The sequence below is a fragment of the Enterocloster sp. 210928-DFI.2.20 genome, assembly GCF_020554465.1.
In the GTDB taxonomy this organism is placed as follows: Bacteria; Bacillota; Clostridia; order Lachnospirales; family Lachnospiraceae; genus Enterocloster; species Enterocloster bolteae.
On record NZ_JAJCHK010000007.1, the window covers coordinates 160,042 to 184,856 of the forward strand.

Here is a 24,815-nt window from a genome sequence, read left to right on the forward strand (position 1 = left end):
TTCTTTCGTACCAGCGCAGGTGACTGAATCAGGCTGTTTATACGAATTGTATTCAGAATTATATGTGAAAGGCGCTGCAGGCCCAGGGGAAAAACCATGGGCTGCAGCGCTTTTCTTTGACTCGGTTAATGTATATCGTACATATCATACGTCCATACAGTTTTCCAATCTCACCAGCTCTCCGCCCATGAGTTCCACATCCTCCTCCTGGTGGGTTGAGAGGATTAAAAGCCGTCCGTCTTGTTTTTCCCTGATATATGAAATGACATTGCGTTTCAATTCGTCATCCATGCCGGTAAAAGGTTCATCCATGAGAAGAATATGGGAGGGGATAAGAAGGGCACGGGCGACAGCCACACGGCGTTTCATGCCGCCGCTTAAGGTGGATACAGGGCGGTTCAGGCATTCCTCCGGAAGCAGGCGGGCCAGTTCCCATTTAATACGGGGAGCCTTGAGCGACCGGCCGGCACACATGGCTACATTTTCAATCGGAGAAAAGGATTCGCAGAGCCGGTCCTCCTGAAAGACAGCGGAAGCAGGCAGGGAACTCATGTCCTGGGGGGTTCCGTCTGCCAGTATCAAGCCATGGTCTGCTTGCTCCAACCCCATGAGAATGCGCAGCAGAGTAGTTTTACCTGAACCGGATGGACTCATGAGACAATAACATTGGCCCTGCTGAAAGGACAGGTTCAGGTTCTTTAATACGGGCAGCCCGTCATAGGATTTGGATATATGTTGCAATTCCAGGGTCATTCCATACACGCTCCTTAATGCTTTATTTTCTTTAGCAGATAAAGAAAAAAACGTTCAAACAATGCGCTGATTATTATGATGACAAAGGTCCAGGCAAATAGCCCGGCCGTGTCAAGATACAGTTTGGAGTAGTACAGCTGTTCTCCGATTGAACCTTCCGGTATGCCGATGACTTCCGCGGCCACGCCGGATTTCCAGCTCATACCAAGAGCTGTACGGCACCCGTTTACAAGGTATGGAAGGAGGGCTGGCACATAGATATAGTGGATGCGCTTCCACATGGGCATACGGAAAACCCGGGCCATTTCCAGCAGTTTTTTATCCGTGTGTTTCAGCCCGGACAGAGTGCTCACATAGACCATGGGCACCACCACCAGAAAAGAGGTGAATACTGCCAGGTTGCGGGAGCCAATCCATATCAGTGCCAGGATAACAAAGGAGGCAACCGGAACAGATTTAATCAGAAGCATGACCGGGTCCAGCAGCTCCTTTACCAGGGGAAAGAGGTAGGCCAGGCTTCCCAGGAGGATGCTTAGGGCAAAGGCCCCCAGGAATCCAAGACTTATCCTGGCAAAGGAATTCAGGATGGTGGCCCAGAAGGCCGGGTCCGCTGCCTGTTCTGCCAGGGCCTTTACCATGTCCAGAGGGCCTACGAATATAATATTGTTGTGTATCAGGAGATTGGCTGTCTGCCATACTGCAATCCAGAACAGCCAAACCAGATATTTACGTATTCGTGTGATGTGATTTGTAGGTTGATTCATGAAGGATGTCTCCGCAGTCAGGGGTTAGGGCATATAGTAAAAATCATCTCCGGGCATCTGTCCGCCGATGGATTTTGGGTCCTGTTCATGTAAGGTGGAGAGGTAACCGCTCAATGCGTCCTTCATCTCCTGACCGGTCAGACATACAATATTACAGTAGGGAAGGGCTTTCTGGGCAATGGGGGCTTTTTCCACAATACCCTGCTCAGCAATCAGCCTGGATGCATCCTCCGCATGTTCTGTGGCAAAAAGGGTGGAGGCCTCATGGTCCTTTATGAAGTCTGCAACAGGGGAGCGGTTTTCCCTGAGAAAATCGCTGCGTACCAGGGTAACTCCCGTCACCAGCATGCTTCCGGTGTCCTTGTTCAGCATGTTCCACTGTTCTGTTAAATCCAGCACTGTTTTTAGGTCAGGGTTCTGGATGCAGGCAGCAGTGGCAAAGGGCTGCGGCAGAACTCCGATGGCGCTGGAATCCTGTTTTAGCAGGGATGCCACTTCTGTGGCCTCGGATTTGAACTGAAGGTCCACATCAGATGTAGAAAGACCATTTTCCTTTAAAAGGTAATTCATGACGTATTCAGGGGTGGTTCCCTTTCCTGTCATATAAATGGTGCGTCCCTTTAAGTCAGCCATGGAGGAAATGGAATCATCTGAGGCAACCACATAGAGGACACCCAGGGTGTTGATATCCAGGACCGTGATATTTCCCTGGGTCTTGGCGTAGAGTACACTGGCAACATTAGCAGGCAGCAGGGCGATATCCAGATCGCCGTTTGCAATCTTGCCCACCAGTTCATCAGCCTTGCCGGCCATGGTAAATTCATAAACATTGGAGGTCTCGCCCCTGGAAGCCTTGTCCATCAGGGATACAAGTCCCATGGAGGTAGGGCCTTTTAGAGAGCCTACACGGATGGCTGCCTGACAGGTCAGCTTGTTTTCATCAAAACCCGTGTTCAGTTCATCGCCGGAACCGGATTCAGAGGAGGACACTGCGCCGGAAGCGCTTTCTGAGGCCTGGTCCTGGGAGGCTTTTTCACCGTTCTGGTTTATGGTCTGTGCGTCGGCCTGAGCTTCCGTCTGTGTCCCGGCCTGGGCTTCCGTCCGAGCCTCTGTGGCAGGTGTGCCTGAGGTGCTCTTGCCGCATCCGCCCAGCACCAGGGAGATACCCATAAATGCTATTAAAAGTAAAGAAACATGTTTTTTCATAGTACTTCAACTCCTCTCGTAAATATCATTAACTATAGCACAACAGCCCTGTCTTTTCTATAAAATATTTGAGAAATATTATTGATATAAATATCACAATGTGAGATAATGAAGCCATGGTTTGGGGTGAGCCCATAATACACGCAGATAGTGGAGGAATAAGGGATGAAAGTAACGATATGTATTGGAAGCGCCTGTCATTTAAAGGGATCCAGAGAGATTATCAGCAAGCTCCAGAAGCTGGTGGATGAGAACGGCCTGTCTGATAAGGTGGATTTAAACGGTGCGTTCTGTTCCGGAAATTGTGACCATGGAGTGTGCGTGACGGTGGAGGGCGAGCTGTATTCCCTGAAGCCGGAAGATACAGAAGAATTTTTTGAAAATGAGATAAAGGGGAGACTTTGATTATGGGCATGGAAATCATAGATTTCAAAGCCACAAAGTGCAAACACTGCTATAAATGCGTCCGCTACTGTGGGGTAAAGGCCATCCAGGTCAAGGATGAGCGGGCGGTCATCATGCCGGACAAGTGTATCCTGTGCGGTCACTGTCTGAAGATCTGTCCTCAGTCAGCAAAAACCCTTAAGAGCGACCTGAACATGGTTCGCGGATTTTTGCGCGAAGGCATGCGTGTGGTGGTGTCCATAGCACCGTCCTATATGGGTTTATTAAAATACAAGACAATCGGTCAGGTGCGGGGGGCTCTGCTGCGCCTGGGATTCGAGGATGTGAGAGAGACTTCCGAGGGAGCTGCTTTTGTGACGGCTGAGTATACGAAGCTTCTGGCAGAGCACAAGATGGAGAATATTATAACCACATGCTGCCCAAGTGCTAATGACCTGGTGGAAATCTACTATCCACAGCTTATACCCTACCTGGCACCGGTTGTGTCTCCCATGATTGCCCACGGAAAGCTTTTGAAGGAAGAACTTGGACGTGATGTGAAGGTCGTGTTCCTTGGACCGTGTATTGCCAAGAAGAAGGAAGCCATGGACCTGAGGCATGAGGGCTATATTGATGCTGTATTAAATTTTAATGACATAAACAAATGGCTGGAGGAAGAAGACATCGTAATCGGGGACTGTGAAGACCGGCCATTTACCGCATTTGACCCAAAGGTAAACCGCCTGTATCCTGTGACCAACGGCGTGGTGAATTCCGTGCTGGCTACCGAGGAGAAGGGGGATGGATACAGAAAGTTCTATGTCCACGGGGAAGACAATTGTATTGATTTGTGCAAGAGTATGTCCCGGGGAGAAATCAAGGGCTGTTTTATAGAGATGAATATGTGTTCCGGCGGCTGCATCAAAGGCCCCACGGTAGATGAGGAGTTTATATCCAGGTTTAAGGTTAAGCTGGACATGGAGGAGAGCATCTGCAGGGAGCCGGCTGAGGAAACGCAGATGGAGCCGGTATGGGATAATGTGAATTTCAGGAAGCAGTTCGAGGACCATTCCCCCAGGGACCCCCAGCCTACGGAGGAACAGATACGGGAAATCCTGCGAATGACCAACAAGCTGAAGCCGGAGGATGAGCTGAACTGCGGCGCCTGCGGTTACCCTACCTGCCGTGAAAAGGCCATTGCCGTATTCCAGCACAAGGCAGAGGTGAGCATGTGTATCCCGTTTATGCATGAAAAGGCGGAATCCATGGCCAACCTGGTGATGGAGACTTCACCCAACATCGTACTGATTGTGGGAGATGACATGCGCATCAAGGAGTACTCGGATGTGGGCGAGAGATATTTTGGAAGGACCCGTTCCCAGGCATTGCAGATGTATCTGTATGAACTTATCGACCCAGTGAACTTCCAGTGGGTATTTGACACACACCAGAACATCCACGGCAAGCGGGTGAATTATCCGGAATATAATCTTTCCACCCTGCAGAACATTGTGTACATAGAAAAGGAAAATGCAGTCCTGGCCACCTTCATAGACATAACCCGTGAGGAGGAGCTGGCCCAGGAAGAATATGAGAGAAAGCTGGAAACCATAGATCTGGCCCAGAAGGTCATCCACAAACAGATGATGGTGGCTCAGGAGATAGCAGGTCTGCTGGGAGAGACAACAGCCGAGACAAAAACCACCCTGACCAAGCTGTGCCACTCCTTGCTGGAGGATGGCAGCGATGCCGGGTATGCCGGGGGAGAAAGAGAGCGGGAAATTCCTGGCGTACAGCTGGGAAGCGGAGCCGTGCCCTTAAAGGGCGTCATGACAGCCGGGGGATCCGGCGGAGCGGGAGCCGGACAGATATCAGGAACCGGGCCGGCATCAGGAGCCGGAAATCCGGCAGATAATGCCGGTGAACAGAAAAAGCCTACGGGGTATGTCCATATAGGCAGCGCCAATCCGGGCGGGGGAAAGTCCGGGTATGTCCATCTGAGCAATGTGGATTTAAAGAAACCAGGCGGCAACGGAGGTAAATAATGGGAATTACAGTGGATGTTGCATATAAAAGCCTGAACAAGTACACCGAAATCCTGTGCGGGGACAAGGTAGAGCTTTTGCAGACCGAGGATTCCAACATCATGATTCTGGCGGACGGTATGGGAAGCGGAGTCAAGGCCAATATCCTGTCCACGCTGACCTCTAAGATATTAGGAACCATGTTCCTTAATGGGGCTACCCTGGAGGAGTGTGTGGATACCATCAGTGAGACTCTCCCCATCTGTCAGGTCAGGCAGGTGGCTTATTCCACCTTCAGCATACTGCAGGTATACCACAACGGGGATGCGTATCTGGTGGAATATGATAATCCCGGATGCATATTTATCCGGGACGGAAAGCTTATGCAGATTCCGAAAAATGTCCGGGTCATGCAGGGCAAGGAAATCAATGAATACAGGTTCAAGGTCAAAAAAGGCGATGCCCTGATTCTCATGAGCGACGGCACCATCCATGCAGGGGTGGGTGAACTGCTGAACTTTGGATGGCTGTGGCAGGACATTGCGGACTATGCAGTGAGACAGTATCCTCTGACCGTGTCGGCCATGCGTCTGGCCGCCAGCATCAGCAGGGCCTGTGACGAGCTGTATCAGTTCCGTCCAGGGGATGATACTACGGTGGCGTGCATGCGGATTATTGACAGCAAGCCTGTTCACCTCATGACCGGACCTGCAAGGAATCCGGAAGACGATGTTCGTATGGTCCAGGATTTTATGGATGATCCCAATGCCAGGACCATTGTATGCGGGGGAACCAGCGCCACTATCGTGTCCAGGGTCCTGGGGAAGAAACTGGATGTATCACTGGATTATGTGGATCCGGAGATACCTCCCATTGCATACATGGAAGGTGTGGATTTGGTTACGGAGGGAGTTCTTACCCTTAACCGGGTACTTCAGCTGCTTCGCAGGTATGTGAAAAATGAGACTGTATCCGAAGAATTTTTTCATGAACTGGATAAGCCCAACGGGGGTTCTATGGTGGCCAAGGTGCTCATAGAGGACTGCACGGAGGTGCACCTGTATGTGGGGAAGGCAATCAACAGTGCCTACCAGAATCCGGGACTTCCCTTTGACCTGGGTATCCGCCAGAATCTGGTGGAACAGCTGAGGCATGTGATTGAGGAGATGGGAAAGACAGTAGTGGTGACATATTACTAATGTTGTATGTCATTTAATACTTGCTTTTTCAGGGTAAATATAGTAGATTTCTAGTGTTGATATAATTTTAACAAACTCGAATTGTGATATAGAAGCAGACATATATGGGATAAGCCAATGATATGTAATGCGCAGGAGACCATAGGACGGTCTCCAAGTGCCCGTAACAAGGAGGAGAAAAAGATGGTAACCAATGATGCGACAATCCTGCGTTTGAAACATGATGTACTTTACGAGGTGGCTAAAGCTGCATGGGAAGGGAATCTGGACGAGAAGCGGGAGCAGATTCCATATTCCATGATACCAGGGCCTCAGGCGACTTACCGCTGCTGTATTTATAAGGAAAGAGAAATTATCCGGCAGAGGGTCCGCCTGGCAGAAGGAAAATGTCCCACCGGGAAGGATACATCCAATGTGGTCCAGGTCATCAACGCGGCCTGCGAGGAGTGCCCCATCGCATCCTACATAGTGACTGACAACTGCCGTAAATGTATGGGCAAGGCCTGCCAGAACTCCTGTAATTTCGGAGCCATCAGCATGGGGCGTGAAAGGGCCTATATCGAGCCCAGCAAATGTAAGGAATGCGGCAAATGCTCACAGGCCTGTCCCTATAATGCCATTGCCCATCTGGAGCGTCCGTGTAAGAAAATTTGTCCGGTGGATGCCATCACTTATGATGAGTATGGAATCTGCGTGATTGATGAGAAGAAATGTATCCAGTGCGGAGCCTGCATCCATAGCTGTCCGTTCGGAGCCATAGGGTCCAAGACCTTCATGGTAGATGTGATTCGCCTGATTAAGGCAGGAAAACGGGTGGTTGCCATGGTGGCGCCTGCCACAGAGGGGCAGTTCGGCCCTGACATTACCATGGCCAGCTGGAAAATTGCATTAAAGCAGCTGGGATTTGCGGACATGATAGAAGTGGGATTGGGCGGAGACATGACCGCTGCCTATGAGGCAGAAGAATGGGCCCAGGCCCATAAGGAGGGAAAGAAGATGACTACCTCCTGCTGTCCCGCGTTCGTGAACATGATTAAGCAGCATTTTCCAATGTTACTGGAGAATATGTCCACCACGGTGTCGCCTATGTGCGCAGTGTCCAGAATGATAAAGAGCGGGGATCCGGATACGGTTACTGTATTTATTGGCCCCTGCATAGCCAAGAAGAGCGAGAGCCTGGATTTGAATGTAAAGGGAAATGCAGATTATGCCATGACCTTTGGTGAGATAAGAGCCATGATGCGCGCCAAGGGAGTAGAGCTTCAGCCGGCCGAGAACGATTATCAGGAAAGCTCTGTGTTTGGAAAGCGTTTTGGCAACGGCGGCGGCGTGACAGCGGCCGTACTGGAATGCCTGAAGGAAATGGATGAAAACACAGATGTCAAAGTAGCCCGCTGTAACGGAGCCGCAGAGTGTAAGAAGGCATTGCTGCTCATGAAGGTGGGAAAGCTTCCGGAAGATTTCGTGGAAGGCATGGCCTGTGTAGGCGGCTGCGTGGGCGGTCCCAGCCGGCATAAAACTGAGACCGAGGCCAAGAAGGCCAGGGAACAGCTGATTGGGTCTGCCGAGGAGAGGCATGTGCTGGAGAATCTGAAGAAGTATCCTATGGATGAGTTTTCGATGCATAGGCATTAAGCTACGGTAGTTTAGATGACGAATTGTGGTTTTGGAGAAAAATGAAGAATAAAACCACAAGATATAGTGGTTTTTGAGGGAAAATTGAGTGAATTTGCGGCCTGGAAATGGGTGTTTTTCAGGGCGTGAGAAATAGATGCCTTGTAAGTGATTCATAATGAGTAGGCTGATTAGAGCCCCAGTCTGTGAGATAATAGGCTCCTAGAAGAATCTACTTGAAAAACTTTGAAAACTTTTAGAAGTTTTTCAAGTAACTCAAAGGATGCTACTCTCTATGAACGAGGTCGTCGAAGTACGAATGGCTAGTTGGAAAGCCATGGTCCAAGAACGTAGTGCCAGCGGCCTATCCATCGAAGAATGGTGCGCAGCAAACAATGTCAGTGAGTCACAGTATTACTATCGCCTCAGGCAGCTGCGCAATACAGCGCTGGCTGCGGCAGGCCAGACGTCCATGGAACATACCGGTGGATTCATGCGGGTTCCCTTTTGCCCTGCGGACCCTTCTTCCGCTGTTGCTCTCCGAATCCGTCGTGCGGATACCGTCATTGAAGTCAGCGGTGATGCGCCAGACAATATCCTCGCTTTTCTTAAGGCGGTGATGACCGATGTTGTCTAAGATGAATGGTTTCGAAGCAATTTATCTCTATGCGGGTAAAAGTGATCTGCGCAAGGGAATCGATGGTCTGGCCGCTCTTGTAAAGGAACAGTTCAATCTTAACCCTTTTCAGAAAAATGTCCTCTTCCTTTTTTGCGGGACCAGATCAGACCGATTCAAAGGGCTGGTCTGGGAAGGCGATGGGTTCTGCCTTGTTTACAAGCGCATAGAAGCCGGCCGTCTCCGATGGCTCCGCAGTCAACAGGAAGCTGTGCAGCTCAGCCAGGCTGAACTCCAGCGGCTTCTTGATGGTATGACGATCCTGGAACGTCCGACCATAAAAAAGGTCAACTGCACACAAGTATTCTAAATTGGAAATGTTTCCAAATCAATCAGTGGCTTTTCCCGAGCGTTTCTGGTATACTTTCCTAAATGAAATTCAGGAAGGGGGAGTCTTGGACGATGGCGGTAAGACTGGACGAACAAGAACTATCAAACCTTGACAAACAAACATTGATCAAGATGTATCTGGGACTTCAGGACTCCATGGAGAAGCTCAGCCAGAGTATTGATATCCTTACGGAGGAGGTCATTCATCTGCGCCAGCATCGGTTTGGTCGTTCTTCCGAAAAGGGCCTGACGGAAGCGGAGGGTCACTTCCAGCTTGGTTTCATGTTTAACGAAACCGAGATGACGGTTGATTTGAATCCGGATATCCTGGAACCTACCTTCGAAGAAATCCACTAGAAGGCTTATAAACGCGGAAAAAAGGTGATTGGAAAACGCGGGGAAGAACTGAAGGATCTGCCCGTAAGCACAGTCAGCCATCCCGTCTGCGAAGCACAACTCCAGAGAGCGTTCCCAGATGGGAAATATAAGCAGCTCCCTGATGAAGTTTATAAGAGACTGGCTTTCCATCCCGCCTCCTTTGAGGTAATCGAGCATCATGTAGAGGTCTTTGTGAGCACGGACGGCAGGACGTTCGTGCGTGGTGAGCGTCCCGCTGATCTTCTGCGCAACAGCATCGTGACGCCTTCCCTCGCCGCAGGTATCTACAACGCCAAGTATGTCAATGCACAGCCAATCCAGCGACTGGTAAAAGAGTTCGAGCGCTGTAACGTTTTCCTTCCGGAACCGACCATGTGCCGCTGGGCGAATGTCTGTTCAGACTGTTACCTGAAGAGGATTTATGACCGTCTCAGGGAAAAACTCAATGACTATCATGTCCTCCACGCAGATGAAACACCAGTTGAAGTACGAAAGGATGGTCGCCCTGCCAGATCCAGGAGTTATATTGTGGGTGTACCGGACCGGATCACTGGAAGCACATCCTTTTGTCCTTTATGAATACCAGAAAGGACGCAAAGCGGATTATCCGAGACAGTTTCTAAAGGATTGCAGTGGCATCTGCGTGACGGACGGATATGAGGTATACCATTCAATCGCGAGGGAACGGAACGACCTTACGATTGCCGGATGCTGGTCCCATGCCAGAAGGGACTTTGCCGATGTTGTGAAGTCTGCCGGTAAGGAAAAAGGGTCCGTTCAGGAGTCCATCTGCTATAAGGCGTTCCAGATTATACAGACCATGTTCCGGTATGAGCAGGGTTATGCGGATATGCCTCCCGAAGAGAGTCTGGAACAGCGAAAAAGAAACGTTGCCCCATTGGTTGCCGCATTCTTTGCGTATCTGAAATACGAGCAGGGTCACGTAGCGCCAAAAATGAAGACTGGCAGGGCAATCAGCTACTGCATCAATCAGGAATCGTTTCTGCGGGTATTTCTTACAGATGGTGCTGTCCCGATGACAAACAATGCTGCGGAGCAAAGTATTCGCCCCTTTACTCTGGGCAGGAAGAATTGGTATCTGATTGATACGAGCGGCGGAGCAAAGAGCAGTGCCATTGCCTACAGCATAGCTGAAACTGCCAAAGCGAATAACCTGAAGCCATACGAGTATTTCAAATATCTGTTGGAGGAGCTGCCCAAGCACGGAGCTGAAAGTCCCTATATGTTGTTAGTGGCAAATGTCCTTAAACCCAATGAAATTCCGGCTGTTACTCATGTGGATAAAACTGCAAGAGTTCAGACAATTACCTCTACTCAAAATGCAGTTCTCTACAATATTTTAGATGAGTTTGAAAAGCTTTCAGGTGTACCTATATTATTGAATACCTCGTTTAACATTGCTGGAGAACCTATAGTTGAAACACCTATGGATGCTCTGAAATGTTTTGAAAAAACTAATTTAGACGCCCTATCTATTGGACCATATCTTATAACAAAAGATGTTAAAAAAGGTAAAATTGAAATCGATAATTATCAACGCTTTGTAGTTTCATTAGGGGCAGCTCTTTAAAAATTCATTTTTTCCTAAACATCTCTAATTATACTAATTACGGATTAATGCTACCTATTTATAGTAATCATGGAGAAAATAATATGTTATACCTAAAAAAACTCAATACCTACGATAGCGAACTAGAGTATTTGTATTTAAAGGATTTACCCTTGAATGAAAATGGATTTATAAACAATCTTCATAATATTTCTAAAGAGGAGTTTATGGAAGTTTCACTTCCTAAACTAATTAACTATTCAAATGGAATAGACCTTCCAAGTGGTTATGTACCTGAAACAAATTATTTTTTATGGGATGAAAAAACTATAGTAGGGTTATTTAGATTGAGACATTTTTTAAATGATAGCCTAAGGAATGGTTCTGGTCATATTGGATATCAAATTCACCGTAATTTTAGAAGAATGGGGTTTGCTTCTAGTGGCTTAGCATTAGCAATTGATGAAGCAAAGAAAATAATTCCTGATGATGAAGTTTATATGTCTACAAGATTAGATAATATAGCCTCGCTAAAAGTTCAACTACATAATAATGCATATATTCATCATACAGACAATGAACACTATTATACCAGAATAAGAATAAAATGATTTTGGAATAATCGTGCAAAGGTGAAGCTAAACAATAGTAAATGCTTCATATAATGTATGGATTTCCTTCTATATGATTTGAGATAATAGAATAGACTCACCAAGTTGAAAACTCCATAACAGCATACTATAGTTACATTATCATGAAATATGACATGCTATTGACATGGGCATAAAATAATGAGAGGAAACGCCAATATGGGTGACTAAAAAAGTGTAAAAAATATCTCAATTCAATGAAAATCTGGATGCAAAACTGGATGCAAAACTGGGATGCTATTTCCTCGATCTTCAAGTTTTCCACAGCAATCAAGAAGGTCATCCATACCACCAACGCAATAGAGAGCCAGATGCCACTTACCACAAGCTGAACCGTCAGAGTAGTGGGTTCCCAAGCGATATATCGCTATTGAAAGCTCTACCTTAGAGGCTACAAAAAAATGGTCAATGCACATCCGCAATTGTGGACAGGTATATGGTAAGTATAGCATCATGTATGAGGGCTGTCTACCAAAATAATCGGTAATACACAATTTCTTTCGGCGGATATTTTGCCTATATTTTACACATAACGGCATATGCTTTTTAACGCCTTACTCACAGTGCGGTCATCTCAACACAAACTTGCTCCCAGTGCAGAGCTGGTCCCAGTATTGCTTCCTTTTGGACGGTTTAGTATCTGGCTATTATCAGAGGCTCCCCCCCCCAAAAAAAAACCCTAGCATATGGACAGGAAGGGGGTGTAAGCGATTCATAGCCGGTACCCGGCAAAAAAACCGTATATGGTAGACCATGAGTACCAGCTCATTTTATGACCGCCGTTTCCGGCGGTCAGTTTACACATTTGTTGTTTTTGTTTTGCTCTTACAGATTTCCGGCAGCTGCTCAGACCAGGGAAGCAGTTCTTCCATAAAACGATAATCCGTATCCTCCTGATGCTCCTTCATCACGGTCAGGATATATTCCAGATAGCGGAAGGGATTTAGATTATTCGCCTTTGCTGTTTCCGTGATACTGTAGATGATCGCGCTGGATTGTGCACCATCGATACTGTCGATCAGCTTCCATGCATGTTTGTGCAGGCAGAAGCTACGCAGTGACCCTTCAGTTGCGTTATTATCAAGCGGGACTTCGCCATCATCCAGGAATACTTTTAATGCCTCTTCCTGATTGATGCAGTAGTTGCTCCCTTCCAGAGTTTTACCCTTGGTCAGGCGACCGGAAGTCTGGATTTCTTTTGCCCACGCAAAGAAAGCCTCCACCAGAGGTTTGAGATTGATTTGCCGTTGCTTTTTCCGGTCATCCGGTTTCATCAGCGAGTTGGGTGTCCAGATGGTATATGGCGCCAATCCGCTTGGTCGCCTTGTAAGCGACCGTATCTTTGGCTGCCTGATGATCTTGTTTCGGCAATGCCTTCAGGGCATCGGCAAAATACCTTCTCGCATGGGTTCAGCACCCTGCGAAAACGATGGTCTCACTTTCCCGGTCCAGCTTCCGGTAGGCGGAGTATCCGCCACAGACAACGGTGCCTGTGAATCCTTTCAGGAATTCCCGCGGATGGTCTGCTTTCCGGGTCTTCTGGTATTCATACAGGATAATGGGTGTATCCCCATATCCCTTTCCCGTCCGGTAAACCCACATGTAACTCTTGCTGTTTGCCGGGCGCCCATCCTTCGATACCCTGACCAGAGTCTCATCGGCCTGCAACACATGGAAACGGTATGTTCTTCGACCGTATAGACTGCCGGCTGAACCCGGACTCTTTTATAGACTTCATCTGGGAGCTGCTTCCAGCCAACGGAGCCAAAAATCTCCTGCAGCTTTTCTTCCGGAAGGGTATGAGAGATCACTTCCACAGGAAGCTCCTTGAGATTCGCCTCGCGTTTTCCTTTTTTCTTCCGGCGCGTGACCTGAATCACATCTTCTTCAGCAGGTTCGACAACATAAAGCGTTTCGGTTAAGGCTTCCGCTTCATTAAAGATGATCTCCAGCTCCAACTGTCCGGCGATAACGTCCAGCTTTTCGCAAGAGCGCCCATAACGATGATTGTTTGCAGACGCGATCTGCTCAATCAGACGTTCCATGTTTGTATTCAGTTGGGTAAGCTGGTCCTGCATGGACAGGAGCACTGCCACGAGTGTTTCCCTGCTGAAACTGTTTAGTTCTTCCGGTAAGTAGATCTTCTGCATGTTCGGCGCTCCTTTGTTTTACTGGAACTATTGTACCGCAAACCAAAAGAAAAAGCGAACGGGATAAAAAAGAAGGTTCGTCATTCTTACCAAAGGATAAACACTCTGAAAAACCGGAAAAACTAATAGTTTTTTCGGTTTTTCAGAGTACTTATCCACACAGCAGCTTATAGCTGTGAAGTACTCTTGATTGAATGAATGGGATGAGACCCGGCCGTGGATAACTTCCGCCGTGTCTGCAGTAGTAGATACAAAAAGATTTTTTATTTTCTCCGTTTTGCACAACTTTTTACAGAAGATCACTGGGCTGCACTTCCTGGATTGGATGTCTGGACACGATCTCCAAGCCCTGCATCAGTGCCTGGTATTGTTCCAGTGTGATCTCCAGTGCTTCTTCTTTTGTACGGGGCCAGCTGAAACTGCCAAGCTCCAGCCTTTTGTAAAGGAGAAGGAATCTGTCTCCTTCCCATATGAGCCCCTTGATGCGGTCACTGCGTCTTCCGCAAAACAGGAAGAGGATATCCTTTTCATAGGGCTCCAGCTGGAAGTTGAATTTCACAATGGATGCCAACCCATCGATCCCGCGCCGCAGATCTGTATAACCGGCAGCAATGTAAACCTTCCGGAAGCCGGATGCGTTATTCAGCATGAAGAATCCCTCCTACCCGGGAGATCAATTCTGATGAGGCTGAATTTGAGATTTCCAGAACAAGGTTCCCTTTCCGGATCACCAGATCCGGATGGAAAACGGGTGACGAGTCTGGTGGCACAGCAGGGAGTTTGATTTCGGCGAAAGATACCGTTCTCTGAACAGCAGACAACGGTTCTGTCTCTGCAACTGCAGGTAATGGTGGATTCTGAGATGCTTCATAGGCTTCCCTGCGCAGGATGCGCTGCCAGTAAAAAAACTGCTTCACAGAAATCCCGTTTGCCCGACACCAGGCGGTTTTCGACATCCCGCTGTTCATACATTCATTTAAGATTCTGGCCCAGTGCTCTTCACGGACCTGAGTGTAATTTTATCCATGGCACTAACTCCTTAAAAACTTGTAGTTTTCTGGAGTTATTATCTCATGGAACCAGGTAACTAGCACGGTACTAGTGATTTACCGTGTACTTTTTAACACACCCCAACATTCAGTATAGAACCGCAATAAATTACTTTTTGTTGTGGGCTTGATATAAGGGTGTTTTAGAGATTAGGGAAAAGTAAAAAATCAACTTAGCTAAAGCAACTTGAATTAGCCCTTGTAACGCATCGTAAGCCACTGTGCTGGCTTTTAAGGAGAGCAATGGGATAGATGGGCATACAATAAAAAATCCGGCAAATTTGGCCCAATATAAAAAAATTCTACTTTTGTATAAAGAAAACCGATATCGATATTTCACATTCTCAACCATAAATCAAACCGTATGCCCCGTTCGATTTGTGTGCAGGTTAAAGGGAGGTGCACCCAAGGGCGCCCCTCCCGGCCACAATCGCCCGCAATGCGGGCGTTTTTCCGCTTCCACGAAGGTGCACCTGTTTCGAGCCTTGGTCACCTGGCAGGTGGTCGGTTTTGGCTGGAGACTACGCAAATACAAGTAAATTGGCACAATTTTAGGTGCACCCTGTAGGTGGTTCTGACGTATTTGGAGCAGAATCTTTATGACATGTGGATATGGACTTCCGCCGGGATATTCGATATGGTGTTGGCGGAAGGAGGAGTGTCCATGAAGAAAACTACGAGGGAACAGTGTGAAGAAGTCATAGCAGCCAGGGTAGAAACGCTGGTAACCCGATGGCAGGCAGATAAGACACAGGAAGAAAAGAAAGCAGACCACAAGCTGAACGAACGAATGGACCATTGGATGAAGGAAATTACCAAGGAGCAGAGGGATGCCATAGAGGATTGTATCGATGACATGCTGGATGGAAATGGGATGTGTCAGCTGTATCTGTATGAGGAAGGGGTGAAGGATGGGATACGGTTGATGAAGATGATTCGGGATTTGTGATAGTATGTTTTTGGGATAGCCGTCATATCATGTGGCGGCTTTTTTAGTTGTTTGGAAAGAAATAACGGCACGAAAAAAATCAAATACATGCTGTACCCGTACAAAAAAATATATGTCACGCCAAGGGGGGAGTCTGTCTATCCGATGGGCCATGCCCTGGCCCATGGTGGGCTGCCAAGAAGTACCCAATGGAATATTTAGTACAGAGGGAAAGAATATAAAGCATTTAAGGCGTGATAGGCTTAGTAAAAATAACTAAAGTTGTATGTGCATTTTTAACGAAATTGCATTTTTGAGGTTATCAAAAGGGGGCTGAGACTGGACTAATAGTGAGGGGGTATTTTTTCGGCCGGTATTTTGAAGGGAAAAATGATGGGAGTGTCTAAGGGGGCTTGAAAAGTTGCTGCAATTAAGCTGGCTATCAAAAGGCTGTTTTTTACCATGAGTCACAGGGCTGTTTTTTTCGGCAACGTAATTTATAAGCCTGGTTGTATGCCGAACTTGTGCATCTTAAGAAAATCGTAAGAAGAAATCTGGTTATCAGAAGGCCTATTTTTTACCACTAGTAGTAGGGGGATATTTTTTTAGAAGGGGATGAGGAACTGGTTTGTCCATTCATGTGTAAAGAAAAACATAAGTCCATCCCAGGCAACTCATTGAAATGGTCCATTAATGAGAGAGGAATATATGAATACAGGGGAGGTTGCTCCAACGAAGTTATCTGAAGAATTCGCATGATGGAGGAAAACATCTGCCCATCAACAACAGATAAATTCAACTAAAATACTATGTATTTTCATAAGGTTTTTCAGGAGAGCACTGTGCATAATCCTGAAAATTAAATTTGTTGGTTATCAGTGAGCTTGTTTTTCGGCTTTTAAATAGTAGAGGGTATTTTTTGAAAACCCGGAATGGAAGGAGAGAATGGGGTATAACTGGTCCATCTCTTAAGTGGGAGACCGGATATATTATATTCTACAAAAGAAAAAATGAATCACACAGGCCTGACTAAAAAGGATGGGAGTATGCCTGTCCGCCGTACATTGACAACTTCATATCCAGCCAATCCGTTACATTGGCTGTCCGGTCGTGAGGAACGAAAGCGACGTGAGGGGTGCGCGAAGACTGCCTGCAGGACATGGTCCTGTCCATGGATGTGCAATACATCTTAAGGCAAGAGCGGTACACACCTGACTCTCAATCAATCATAAGCAGGGTTGAATCGCCATGGCCCCGGACAGCTGACAATGATACTTCCGTCCAGTCACAGCCCCCTTGGCCGGGGACCACGCAATGAGGGCGGCCTCCGGAGAACCCGGAGGAGGTGGAATTCCTATGATGCCTGTACGCTGCAGGCAGGCGGATTGACTGCCCTGTCCAGGTAACCTTTTGGACAAGCTTCGGGGCGTAGTGTCAAATAGAAGCACAAATAAGAAACAGAAAGAAGGTGAGTTCGATGTCAGATCATGCAGTCGTTCTTCCGGGATGACTGCATGGATGTGGGATGGAACGAGGCCAGGATGGAGGAACGTGTTACAGATGGGCATTCCCATAACGGCTCCAGGAGCGATACACATGAAGAAATCCACGAGGTGGAAATAGAGTATTTCCGGAGGAACTATGGAAACAATGGAGCTGCTTCAATACCTGCGATTCAGGGAGGTACAAAAGATACTGGATGAACTGCTGCGCCAAAGGCTGATTGACCCGGTCATGTATGACATGGTCCTTCGGAAGTACCAAAGGATATGTTCCCAACATATTGTATGAAAATGTGAGAATTCGGAGAACTAATACTTGATATGGTGCAGGAAGTGTGGTAATGTGTCTTGTTGAAAACGGAGGAAAGGAGGCGCAGCAAGTGGCAGAAGTATTATGCATCCCAAAGACCATACCAGAGCATACAGGATACCAGATACGGCGCATTCGTGTGTGTGCATACTGCCGTGTGAGCACGGATGACGATGGTCAGTATCACTCCTATGACGCACAGATGGAGTATTATAAAGGGCTAATCCAGAAAAATCCGGACTGGGAATTCTGCGGGATTTATGCGGACGAGGGCATAAGCGGAACCAGCCGATGGGGGAGGGAGGACTTCCAACGGATGCTGGAGGAGTGCGAAAAAGGAAGGATAGACCTCATACTAACCAAATCAATCACCCGGTTTGCCAGGAACACAGTGGACACCTTATCTACGGTCCGCCATCTGAAGGAAATAGGGGGAAGTGTGTATTTCGAGAAGGAACGCCTGAATACCATGACGGAGGAGAGTGAAGGGATACTGACTATATACGGTGCGGTTGCACAGCAGGAGTCTGAAAACATATCCCAAAACGTCCACTGGTCAGCGGTGAACCGATTCCGGCATGGTACATTCGTGATAAGCAGGCGGCCGTATGGATACGATAAGGATGATGAGAAGGAGCTGGCTGTCAAGGAGGATGAGGCAGCATGGGTCCGCAGGATGGCCAGCATGTACATGAATGGAATGAGCGGGGTGAGGATAGCTGACTGCCTGAATCAGAACCAAGTACCGGCGCCTTATGGCGGTCGCTGGTCCTCCGAGGCAGTCCTTCGGATCTTGTTCAACGAGAAAACGGTGGGTGACTGCCTTCACCAGAAGACTTACTCAACCGGGACAGTGCCGTTCCGGACGGAGAAAAACTATGGGAAGAAGCCACAGTACTATATAAGGGATGACCATGAAGGTATCCTGAACAGGGATGAACAGATGAGGTTACAACAGATAAAGGGGCACCGTCTTGGCAATCAGGCCAGGATAAACCCGCGTGGGAGTGGAGGAGCCTATATCCTAAGCGGGAAGGTGGTATGCGGGGAATGCGGGAGAGCGTTCATCCGTAAGAAGGAGAAGAAACAAAAGGGAGTGTCCATCAAGTGGAGATGTCCGGGGCACCGGTCAGAGGCATGCCGGTGCTTTACCAATGAGATATGGGAAGAGGATATAGAAAGAATGTTTGTAAATACATTCAACACCCTGAAAGAGCACGCGGACGAGATATTGGACCCGGTCATCCGGGGGATGAAGAAGATGCAGGAAACCAATGGATTTCATGAGGCATTGGGTAGCTTAAGTCAAAAGAAACTGGAACTAAAAGAGCAGAGACATATACTCAGGCAGTTAAAAGCAAATGAGTGTATCGACTCTGCTCTTTATTTTGAGGAGAGCCAGAAGATTGAAAGGGAGCTAAGCAGATGCAGGTCAGAGGAAAAACAGTTGCACAGTAGAGGTGCCCACCAGGATACCATCACAGGATTGCAGTCCACCCTGCACCAGCTCCAGGGATATGATGGGAAGATGCAGGCATTCGACGATGGCCAGTTCATCCTCCTGGTTCGGGAGGTCTCGGTGGGAAAGGGAAGGGAGCTGGGATACCATCTGCGGTGCGGACTTATCTTACATGAGCCAGTCATATGATAGGAGGGATGCTATGTGAATAACTATATCACCTACGGGTACCGTCTGGTTGACGGATACATGAGAATGAATCCAGAGCAGAGTGAGGCTGTACACCTTATCTTTGATGCATATGACGGAGGAGAATCCATCAAAAGGATAGTAGGAATGCTAAAAGACAGGAAGACACCTACCACCCATGGAAGACCGTCCTGGTCACCAGCCCTTATCCGAAAAATCTTGCGTAACAAGGACTATCTGGGAGTGGAACCGTACCCGAGAATGATTGAAGACGAGCAGTTTAAACGGGTACAGGAACATCTGAAACGCTCCCGGGATATATGGAACCAGCGTCATCCAACCGGCTCCATCCAGGGAACATCCATGTATACAGGACGGTTGATATGCAGCAGCTGCGGCGGGGTATATTCCATCTATAAGCAGAGTGGCAAGGAGGACAGGAAGAAGGTCCGATATTGGAAATGCAGGCATTATGACCCGGCCACGAAGGAACCATGTAAGATGCCCATCCTGACAGAGAAGCAGTTGGATGGAATGTTCTTACAAGCTCTTGTGCGGATGAAAACAGATCCGACCCTGTACCATGAGGAAGCGAAAAAGATTCTGACCAGAATTATCAAAGAGAGACAATGTATGGAATCTGAATTAAATGGGTACTGGAACAAATGCAATGAAGACTATGAACGGATGGAGCAACTCTATTTTCAGATTGCTGCCAGGAGATACCGAGAGATAAAGATGACAGAATTGACCCGTCAGATAGAGGATTACCTTCGGGGATTGGATGGTTCCCAGGCAACAGAATTCGATTCGTCGATAGCAATCGATGCATCTATATTCAAACTCATCAAGAGGATAGAGGTCCAACCGGATAGAAGCCTGAGATTTGAACTAATAAACAATGCGGTAGTACATCAGTACCCAGAAATAAAAATGAAGGATAAGAAATCGAAAAACATACGCTACTGTGTCCCCTTCGGATACTGGCTGGATGGACAGGAAACGCCAATCATCCATGAGCAATACGGTCCAATCGTCCCGATGTTATTCCAATCCTACGCGGAAGGGATGTCGCTGACAGCACTGGCAAACGAGCTAATACGTCAGTCCATACCCAACCAGAAAGGAAAGCCAGCATGGAGCCACAGCTGCATCCGAAATATCCTTACCAACCCTGTTTACCTTGGGGACAAGGAGTTTCCTGCTCTGGTGACACGGGAACTGTTTGCACAGGTACAGAGTAGGCTGGAAGAAACCAGCCGGATGAAACGGGAAAGTCAGACCAGGGAATTAGCCAGAAAGGAGGGATTACATGCCAAGGGCGGAACGAATCGTGGAGGTCATCCCGGCCACCTGGAACCCGGCGGATGAGTCGGTCCGGGAAATCAGGAAGCTGCGGGTAGCGGCATACTGCCGCGTCAGCACGGAGCTGGAACAGCAGCAGTCCAGTTACGACATACAGATTGAGTATTATACCAGGCACATCATGCAGAATCCCAACTGGATATTCGCCGGTGTCTTCGCGGATGATGGACGCAGCGCGACCAATACCTTTCGCAGGGATGACTTTAATCAGCTGATGAACCAGTGTATGAAGGGGAAGGTGGACATGGTCATTACGAAATCCATCAGCCGGTTTGCCAGGAATACGGTGGACTGCATCTCCTGGGTGAGAAAGCTCAGGGAAAAGAACGTGGCCGTGTACTTTGAGAAGGAGAACCTCAACACCCTGGATGACTCAACGGAAATGATACTGACCATCCTGAGCAGCCAGGCACAGGAGGAGAGCCGTGCCATCAGCACTAACGTCAAGTGGGGGTATGCGAGAAAATTTGAAAAGGGAGAGTCCACAAGACAGAGAAGCTATGGATTCAGGAAGGCGCCAACGGGAGAGATGTGCATCGTGGAGGAGGAAGCGGCTGTTATCCGCAACATGGCCCGGTGGTTTCTGGACGGGGACAGCCTGGAACGAATCAAGCACAGGCTGGAGGATGCAGGGATAGAGACCACCACAGGTAAGAGAACATGGAGCACGGGTACCATCTACAATATACTGACCAATGAAAAAATCATGGGGGATGTGCTGTTACAAAAGACGTTCACAGCAGACTACCTGACCAAACGGAGGGTGAAGAACTCGGGCCAGCAGAAGCAGTACTATGTGAAGAATCATCATGAGGCAATCATCCCGAAGGCAGTCTATTACAAGATACAGGAGGAGATTGCCAGACGCTCCTCGTTAAAAAAAGCCGGGACCCGGAAAGGGAAGACGGCCCAGGGCGTATATAGTTCCAAATATGCGCTGACGGGCATCATGGTCTGTAACGAGTGCGGAGCCCATTACCGGAGGACAACCTGGGCAAAAAATGGGAAGAAGGTAATCGTATGGCGCTGCATCAACCGTTTGGAGCATGGGACGAAGCGGTGCCATGAATCACCTACGTTAAAGGAGGAGGTCATTCAGGAAGCAATCATGGGAAAGCTGCACAGCCTGTCAATTGACCAGGAGGAAGAAAACTTCTTAAACGGGGTAAAGGAAGATATCCTCCGGGCGGCCAAGGTTGTAGGAGGAGCGTGTACAGAGGAAGAGATTGATAAAACCATAGAGGAACTGCGTGACCAACTTATGGACTATGTGGGCATGGCAGCCAGGGAACATGGTGGTGAGAACTGGTACAGCGACCGAATGCGAAAGCTGGGATTACAGATAAGCGAATTAAAAAGGAGGAGAGAAAGCATACGAGAGCAGGAAAAAATAAGGGACGAGTATGAGTATCTGGACCAGGAAATCAGCCGAATCATAGGTGAGACAGGCGGGGCCACAGGAGCCGAATTTGATAATATCTTCATACGGCAGATTGTTCGGGAGATACGTGTGATATCGAAAAACAAACTTCAAATTCAGCTAAGGACAGGCATGGTATTGGATGTGAATCTGTGATTAAAAGTAAAGAGGATGTTCGTATTAATAATAGAGAAATTAAAATAAAAGAACAAAGGGAGGCCATGTATAGATGCCGAAAATTGAGTTGAGCTTTGATATAGATAGGCTGGGGCAGGATGTCTTGAAAAGATTATATGCCATGACGGACGAAATATTTGAGTCTGAGGGTTTGAAATGTGTAGACAGGGGAGTGGTCCGGGTCTATGAGGATAGAGGGAGAAAGAAGGATTATGGACGTTTTTGGGCGGCGATTTTTGCGCTAAAGGAATCACCAGAGCTTTCTGCGAATTTAAAGGAATGTATATGGTACAATGGTTCAGTAAAGGAAAACCTGATTACAGGCTTCCTAAGAAATTAGTGCATGGATAGCAGGCAGAAGAAAGGGATAAATTTTGACCTGGATATGGAAGCGCTGAAAGAACATGATACAAAAAGGGGACTGACATCATGCATGCTATGATGTCAAGAACTTTTGGTAGTTTTATATTTCCCATTCATTTATCAGGGAGGCAGAGCGGTTGAATAAGCCATGACAGTTACGATGCCGGGAAGTGATTCTTTATACATGTAGGTATCTTCGGCCCCAAAATAATGAATCGCATAGGTTCGCAGATAACCGAATAAAAGAAGAGAAAGGAACGTATTGAGGAACAGAAAAGGAAGGAGGAAAAGTATTAATACCTGGACTGTGAGAAGATTGCGGACAGGTATGGATTAACGGGTTATACTCATCTTATGAATAAGTTATTGAAAAGGAATTCTGGTTTTGATGTACGATATTCTTGACAGACCATGGCTATTTTGTTATAGTCGGATACGAACATAACCGTATCAGGTCACCTTTGGGTTTAACAGCTGCAAAGGGTGAAAAGGGAATCAGGTGAAAATCCTGAGCGAACCGGTCACTGTAAATGTGGAGAAACCTCCGGACAGACCATTGCATATATTTGCGAGAAGGTGGGGGGATTGAAGATGCATAAGCCAGGAGACCTGCCTGATAGGAAAAACGGCGGCGCTCCAGGGTAAGCGGAGCCGGATTGGGGAGTTTCTTCATGGAAACTCTTTGTTTTTGTATTGTCATTTGCCCTGAACAGGGCTTTTTTTGTACAAAAAATTCGCCTCGTTCAACTGAGACGGTGAAGATGACAAATGCCCCAAATAATCTTAAAAGAGGAGAAAAAGGAATGAGGAAAAGAAACATGCTGATACCAGCTGTGATACTGATGGCGACACTGCTGTCCGCTGGCTGTACAGCCGGGAGTACGCAAGGAGTAACGGAGACAGCTGTTCAGGCAGAAAGCGCGGTAGAGGAGAATACAGACGAAAATGCGGAAACAAAAGCATTGCAGTCAGAGGAGAAGTCTACACTGGTTCTGGCTTATCCCAAGGACCTTGGGGATATGAATCCTCACACCATGTCTTCACCCATGTATGCTCAGGATTGGGTATATGATGGACTAACTGCATTGGTAAACGGTAAAATTGTACCGGAGCTGGCAGAGAACTGGGAGATTTCAGAGGATGGAAAAACATATACATTCCATTTGAGGAAAAACGTGAAGTTCAGCGATGGATCTGACCTGAATGCGGAGCTGGTAAAGGAAAATATCCAGGATGTAATTGATAATAAGGATGGGTACTCCTTCCTTCAGTGCCTGGAGGAGATTGATACCATGGATACGCCGGACGACACGACCCTGATTATGAATTTAAAAAATCCCTGCAACTCATTGTTGTCGGATATGAGTTTTAATAGGCCGCTGACGGTTGCGGGCAGGGCAGCCTTTCCGGAGTCAGGGAATATTTATAAGGATGGCGTAAAGAAGCCAGTGGGTACAGGTATGTGGACAGTAAAAGAGTATGTCCAGGACCAGTATACAATTTTTGAGAGAAATGAATATTACTGGGGTGAGAAGCCGTCATTCAAATATGTAAAGGTAGAAGTAATCCCGGATATGGACACGGTTGTAAACGCCTTGAAAGCTGGCGAAATCGATATGTATATTGATGTAAATGATGGTCTTTCTGCGGATGCGTATTATGAACTGGGAAAATTGGGATTCGGTACCCAGATGGCAGAGGGCACGCAGGTGACAAGTCTGAGCCTGAATACAGCAGGTGATATGCTGGGAGATGTGAGCGTGCGTCAGGCTTTGGAATATGCAACCGATAATACTGTGATTTCTGAGTATGTCTATGGCAGTCTGCAAAAACCGGCATCATCTTATTTTGCGGACAGCGTAACACTTACACAGACCGGTACCGATGGGTATCCATATCAACCGGAAAAAGCAGCAGAAATCCTGGAGCTTGCAGGCTGGAATCTGGAATCAGGCAGCGATTACCGGACAAAGGATGGAGTTACCCTGGAAGTGGATATGCTGTATGATACTGTTTTTAAAAATGGAAAAAATATCGGGCTGGTGCTTCAGGAACAGTATAAAAAAGTGGGGGTCAAACTGAATATCTGCGAGGAGGATTCTCAGGTGTTCAGGAAGAAGTGGAAAGAAGGGGATTTTGATATGATTCTCTACAGTTCCTGGGGTGGTTCCTACGAACCTTTCGCCACACTGGCCGCCATGAGAAGCGATGGAGATAAGTTCAGTACGGTACAGAAGGGAATGGACAATAAGGCAGAGCTCAATAAGGTTATGAACGAGGCACTGAGTGAGATTGATGAGGATAATGATCTCTCGGAATCTTGAGTGATCATGCCAGCAAAACTCTGGCATTGAA

22 protein-coding genes, 3 pseudogenes and 1 riboswitch are annotated in these 24,815 nt (G+C 47.5%); of the genes and pseudogenes, 17 read left to right on the forward strand and 8 right to left on the reverse strand.

Translation table 11 applies throughout. The annotated features are described in order from the left end of the window. Positions 1-144 precede the first annotated feature (144 nt). Genes LI015_RS09320 through LI015_RS09330 form a run of 3 tightly spaced genes read right to left on the reverse strand, consistent with a single transcriptional unit; the run spans position 145 to position 2,723 of the window. Positions 145-753 carry an ATP-binding cassette domain-containing protein gene (locus LI015_RS09320; RefSeq protein ID WP_227124677.1) on the reverse strand — a complete coding sequence of 203 codons (609 nt, stop codon included), beginning with the start codon at positions 751-753 and terminating at the stop codon, positions 145-147. Positions 754-767: 14 nt separating this feature from the next. Beyond that, positions 768-1,517 (reverse strand): ABC transporter permease, encoded by a 750-nt coding sequence (locus LI015_RS09325; RefSeq protein WP_002568893.1) that lies wholly within the window; start codon positions 1,515-1,517, stop codon positions 768-770. Positions 1,518-1,541: 24 nt separating this feature from the next. Then, the gene (locus LI015_RS09330; protein ID WP_002568892.1) at positions 1,542-2,723 is read right to left on the reverse strand and encodes an ABC transporter substrate-binding protein; all 1,182 of its coding nucleotides are present in this window, start codon (positions 2,721-2,723) and stop codon (positions 1,542-1,544) included. A 165-nt stretch (positions 2,724-2,888) separates the two neighbouring features. Between LI015_RS09330 and LI015_RS09335 the strand changes: the two genes are divergently transcribed. The 10 genes and pseudogenes from LI015_RS09335 to LI015_RS28695 all read left to right on the forward strand — a co-directional run. Next, positions 2,889-3,128 carry a (2Fe-2S) ferredoxin domain-containing protein gene (locus LI015_RS09335; RefSeq protein ID WP_002568891.1) on the forward strand — a complete coding sequence of 80 codons (240 nt, stop codon included), beginning with the start codon at positions 2,889-2,891 and terminating at the stop codon, positions 3,126-3,128. 2 nt (positions 3,129-3,130) lie between these two features. After that, positions 3,131-5,152 carry a [Fe-Fe] hydrogenase large subunit C-terminal domain-containing protein gene (locus LI015_RS09340; RefSeq protein WP_227124679.1) on the forward strand — a complete coding sequence of 674 codons (2,022 nt, stop codon included), beginning with the start codon at positions 3,131-3,133 and terminating at the stop codon, positions 5,150-5,152. After that, positions 5,152-6,330, forward strand: coding sequence for a SpoIIE family protein phosphatase (locus LI015_RS09345; RefSeq protein WP_002568889.1), 1,179 nt, complete (start codon positions 5,152-5,154; stop codon positions 6,328-6,330). Before LI015_RS09340 ends, LI015_RS09345 begins: the two co-directional genes overlap by 1 nt. Positions 6,331-6,513: 183 nt before the next feature. Next, complete coding sequence (locus LI015_RS09350; RefSeq protein ID WP_227124681.1) at positions 6,514-7,965, forward strand: 4Fe-4S dicluster domain-containing protein; 1,452 nt, start codon at positions 6,514-6,516, stop codon at positions 7,963-7,965. A gap of 274 nt (positions 7,966-8,239) precedes the next feature. Continuing rightward, complete coding sequence (tnpA, locus tag LI015_RS09355) at positions 8,240-8,581, forward strand: IS66 family insertion sequence element accessory protein TnpA (protein WP_002568887.1); 342 nt, start codon at positions 8,240-8,242, stop codon at positions 8,579-8,581. Continuing rightward, positions 8,571-8,930, forward strand: coding sequence for an IS66 family insertion sequence element accessory protein TnpB (gene tnpB, locus LI015_RS09360; RefSeq protein ID WP_002568886.1), 360 nt, complete (start codon positions 8,571-8,573; stop codon positions 8,928-8,930). The genes tnpA (LI015_RS09355) and tnpB (LI015_RS09360) overlap by 11 nt, the downstream gene beginning before the upstream one ends. 92 nt (positions 8,931-9,022) lie before the next feature. Further along, positions 9,023-10,556, forward strand: a pseudogene (gene tnpC / locus LI015_RS28980) (IS66 family transposase); the annotation flags it as partial. A 15-nt stretch (positions 10,557-10,571) separates the two neighbouring features. Then, the gene (locus LI015_RS28985) at positions 10,572-10,919 is read left to right on the forward strand and encodes a carbamoyltransferase C-terminal domain-containing protein (protein ID WP_235622320.1); all 348 of its coding nucleotides are present in this window, start codon (positions 10,572-10,574) and stop codon (positions 10,917-10,919) included. A gap of 83 nt (positions 10,920-11,002) precedes the next feature. After that, a complete protein-coding gene (locus LI015_RS09375; protein WP_002568882.1) occupies positions 11,003-11,509 on the forward strand; it encodes a GNAT family N-acetyltransferase in 507 nt (168 codons plus the stop codon). Between the two features lie 221 nt (positions 11,510-11,730). Continuing rightward, positions 11,731-12,028: pseudogene (locus LI015_RS28695) on the forward strand (transposase); the annotation flags it as partial. Positions 12,029-12,345: 317 nt separating this feature from the next. Here the strand turns inward: LI015_RS28695 and LI015_RS28215 are convergent. From LI015_RS28215 to tnpA (LI015_RS28990), 5 genes and pseudogenes are all read right to left on the reverse strand, one after another. Beyond that, positions 12,346-12,858 (reverse strand): IS66 family transposase, encoded by a 513-nt coding sequence (locus tag LI015_RS28215; RefSeq protein WP_264468381.1) that lies wholly within the window; start codon positions 12,856-12,858, stop codon positions 12,346-12,348. 100 nt (positions 12,859-12,958) lie between these two features. Further along, entirely contained in the window at positions 12,959-13,219 is a 261-nt protein-coding gene (locus tag LI015_RS28700) for an IS66 family transposase (RefSeq protein ID WP_270294399.1), read from the reverse strand. A 146-nt stretch (positions 13,220-13,365) separates the two neighbouring features. Further along, a pseudogene (locus LI015_RS28705) lies at positions 13,366-13,698 on the reverse strand (transposase domain-containing protein); the annotation flags it as partial. 289 nt (positions 13,699-13,987) lie between these two features. Then, on the reverse strand, positions 13,988-14,347 hold the full coding sequence (tnpB, locus tag LI015_RS09400) for an IS66 family insertion sequence element accessory protein TnpB (protein WP_002568879.1): 360 nt from the start codon (positions 14,345-14,347) through the stop codon (positions 13,988-13,990). Next, on the reverse strand, positions 14,337-14,666 hold the full coding sequence (gene tnpA / locus LI015_RS28990; protein WP_007037955.1) for an IS66 family insertion sequence element accessory protein TnpA: 330 nt from the start codon (positions 14,664-14,666) through the stop codon (positions 14,337-14,339). The genes tnpB (LI015_RS09400) and tnpA (LI015_RS28990) overlap by 11 nt, the downstream gene beginning before the upstream one ends. Before the next feature lie 745 nt (positions 14,667-15,411). On the opposite strand from tnpA (LI015_RS28990), the gene LI015_RS09405 reads away from it, so the two are divergent. The 7 genes from LI015_RS09405 to nikA all read left to right on the forward strand — a co-directional run bounded on the left by LI015_RS09405 (position 15,412) and on the right by nikA (position 24,784). Beyond that, positions 15,412-15,696, forward strand: a complete 285-nt coding sequence (locus LI015_RS09405) for a DUF6809 family protein (protein ID WP_002570920.1) — start codon at positions 15,412-15,414, stop codon at positions 15,694-15,696. Between the two features lie 1,620 nt (positions 15,697-17,316). Further along, on the forward strand, positions 17,317-17,466 hold the full coding sequence (locus tag LI015_RS09410) for a hypothetical protein (protein ID WP_002570918.1): 150 nt from the start codon (positions 17,317-17,319) through the stop codon (positions 17,464-17,466). Between the two features lie 91 nt (positions 17,467-17,557). Continuing rightward, positions 17,558-19,135 (forward strand): recombinase family protein, encoded by a 1,578-nt coding sequence (locus tag LI015_RS09415; protein WP_227124683.1) that lies wholly within the window; start codon positions 17,558-17,560, stop codon positions 19,133-19,135. A gap of 15 nt (positions 19,136-19,150) precedes the next feature. Continuing rightward, positions 19,151-20,506: a recombinase family protein gene (locus LI015_RS09420; protein ID WP_002570916.1), complete on the forward strand. Its 1,356-nt coding sequence runs from the start codon at positions 19,151-19,153 to the stop codon at positions 20,504-20,506. Beyond that, a complete protein-coding gene (locus LI015_RS09425) occupies positions 20,448-22,076 on the forward strand; it encodes a recombinase family protein (protein ID WP_117625583.1) in 1,629 nt (542 codons plus the stop codon). Before LI015_RS09420 ends, LI015_RS09425 begins: the two co-directional genes overlap by 59 nt. Positions 22,077-22,149: 73 nt before the next feature. Next, positions 22,150-22,437, forward strand: a complete 288-nt coding sequence (locus tag LI015_RS09430; RefSeq protein ID WP_002568873.1) for a hypothetical protein — start codon at positions 22,150-22,152, stop codon at positions 22,435-22,437. A gap of 458 nt (positions 22,438-22,895) precedes the next feature. Beyond that, a riboswitch (cobalamin riboswitch) is annotated at positions 22,896-23,091 on the forward strand. Positions 23,092-23,263: 172 nt separating this feature from the next. Next, complete coding sequence (gene nikA / locus LI015_RS09435) at positions 23,264-24,784, forward strand: nickel ABC transporter substrate-binding protein (protein ID WP_227124685.1); 1,521 nt, start codon at positions 23,264-23,266, stop codon at positions 24,782-24,784. The last annotated feature ends 31 nt before the right edge of the window (positions 24,785-24,815 follow it).

Coding starts and splice junctions, on each gene's coding strand:
- LI015_RS28985 (WP_235622320.1), top strand. CDS start 10,572: ATGTTGTTAGTGGCAAATGTCCTTAAACCCAATGAAATTCCGGCTGTT.
- LI015_RS09325 (WP_002568893.1), bottom strand. CDS start 1,517: ATGAATCAACCTACAAATCACATCACACGAATACGTAAATATCTGGTT.
- tnpB (WP_002568879.1), bottom strand. CDS start 14,347: ATGCTGAATAACGCATCCGGCTTCCGGAAGGTTTACATTGCTGCCGGT.
- LI015_RS09340 (WP_227124679.1), top strand. CDS start 3,131: ATGGGCATGGAAATCATAGATTTCAAAGCCACAAAGTGCAAACACTGC.
- tnpA (WP_007037955.1), bottom strand. CDS start 14,666: ATGAACAGCGGGATGTCGAAAACCGCCTGGTGTCGGGCAAACGGGATT.
- LI015_RS09320 (WP_227124677.1), bottom strand. CDS start 753: ATGACCCTGGAATTGCAACATATATCCAAATCCTATGACGGGCTGCCC.
- LI015_RS09375 (WP_002568882.1), top strand. CDS start 11,003: ATGTTATACCTAAAAAAACTCAATACCTACGATAGCGAACTAGAGTAT.
- LI015_RS09430 (WP_002568873.1), top strand. CDS start 22,150: ATGCCGAAAATTGAGTTGAGCTTTGATATAGATAGGCTGGGGCAGGAT.
- LI015_RS09410 (WP_002570918.1), top strand. CDS start 17,317: ATGGAAACAATGGAGCTGCTTCAATACCTGCGATTCAGGGAGGTACAA.
- nikA (WP_227124685.1), top strand. CDS start 23,264: ATGAGGAAAAGAAACATGCTGATACCAGCTGTGATACTGATGGCGACA.
- LI015_RS09335 (WP_002568891.1), top strand. CDS start 2,889: ATGAAAGTAACGATATGTATTGGAAGCGCCTGTCATTTAAAGGGATCC.
- tnpA (WP_002568887.1), top strand. CDS start 8,240: ATGAACGAGGTCGTCGAAGTACGAATGGCTAGTTGGAAAGCCATGGTC.
- LI015_RS09425 (WP_117625583.1), top strand. CDS start 20,448: ATGCCAAGGGCGGAACGAATCGTGGAGGTCATCCCGGCCACCTGGAAC.
- LI015_RS09350 (WP_227124681.1), top strand. CDS start 6,514: ATGGTAACCAATGATGCGACAATCCTGCGTTTGAAACATGATGTACTT.
- LI015_RS09345 (WP_002568889.1), top strand. CDS start 5,152: ATGGGAATTACAGTGGATGTTGCATATAAAAGCCTGAACAAGTACACC.
- LI015_RS09330 (WP_002568892.1), bottom strand. CDS start 2,723: ATGAAAAAACATGTTTCTTTACTTTTAATAGCATTTATGGGTATCTCC.
- LI015_RS09405 (WP_002570920.1), top strand. CDS start 15,412: ATGAAGAAAACTACGAGGGAACAGTGTGAAGAAGTCATAGCAGCCAGG.
- tnpB (WP_002568886.1), top strand. CDS start 8,571: ATGTTGTCTAAGATGAATGGTTTCGAAGCAATTTATCTCTATGCGGGT.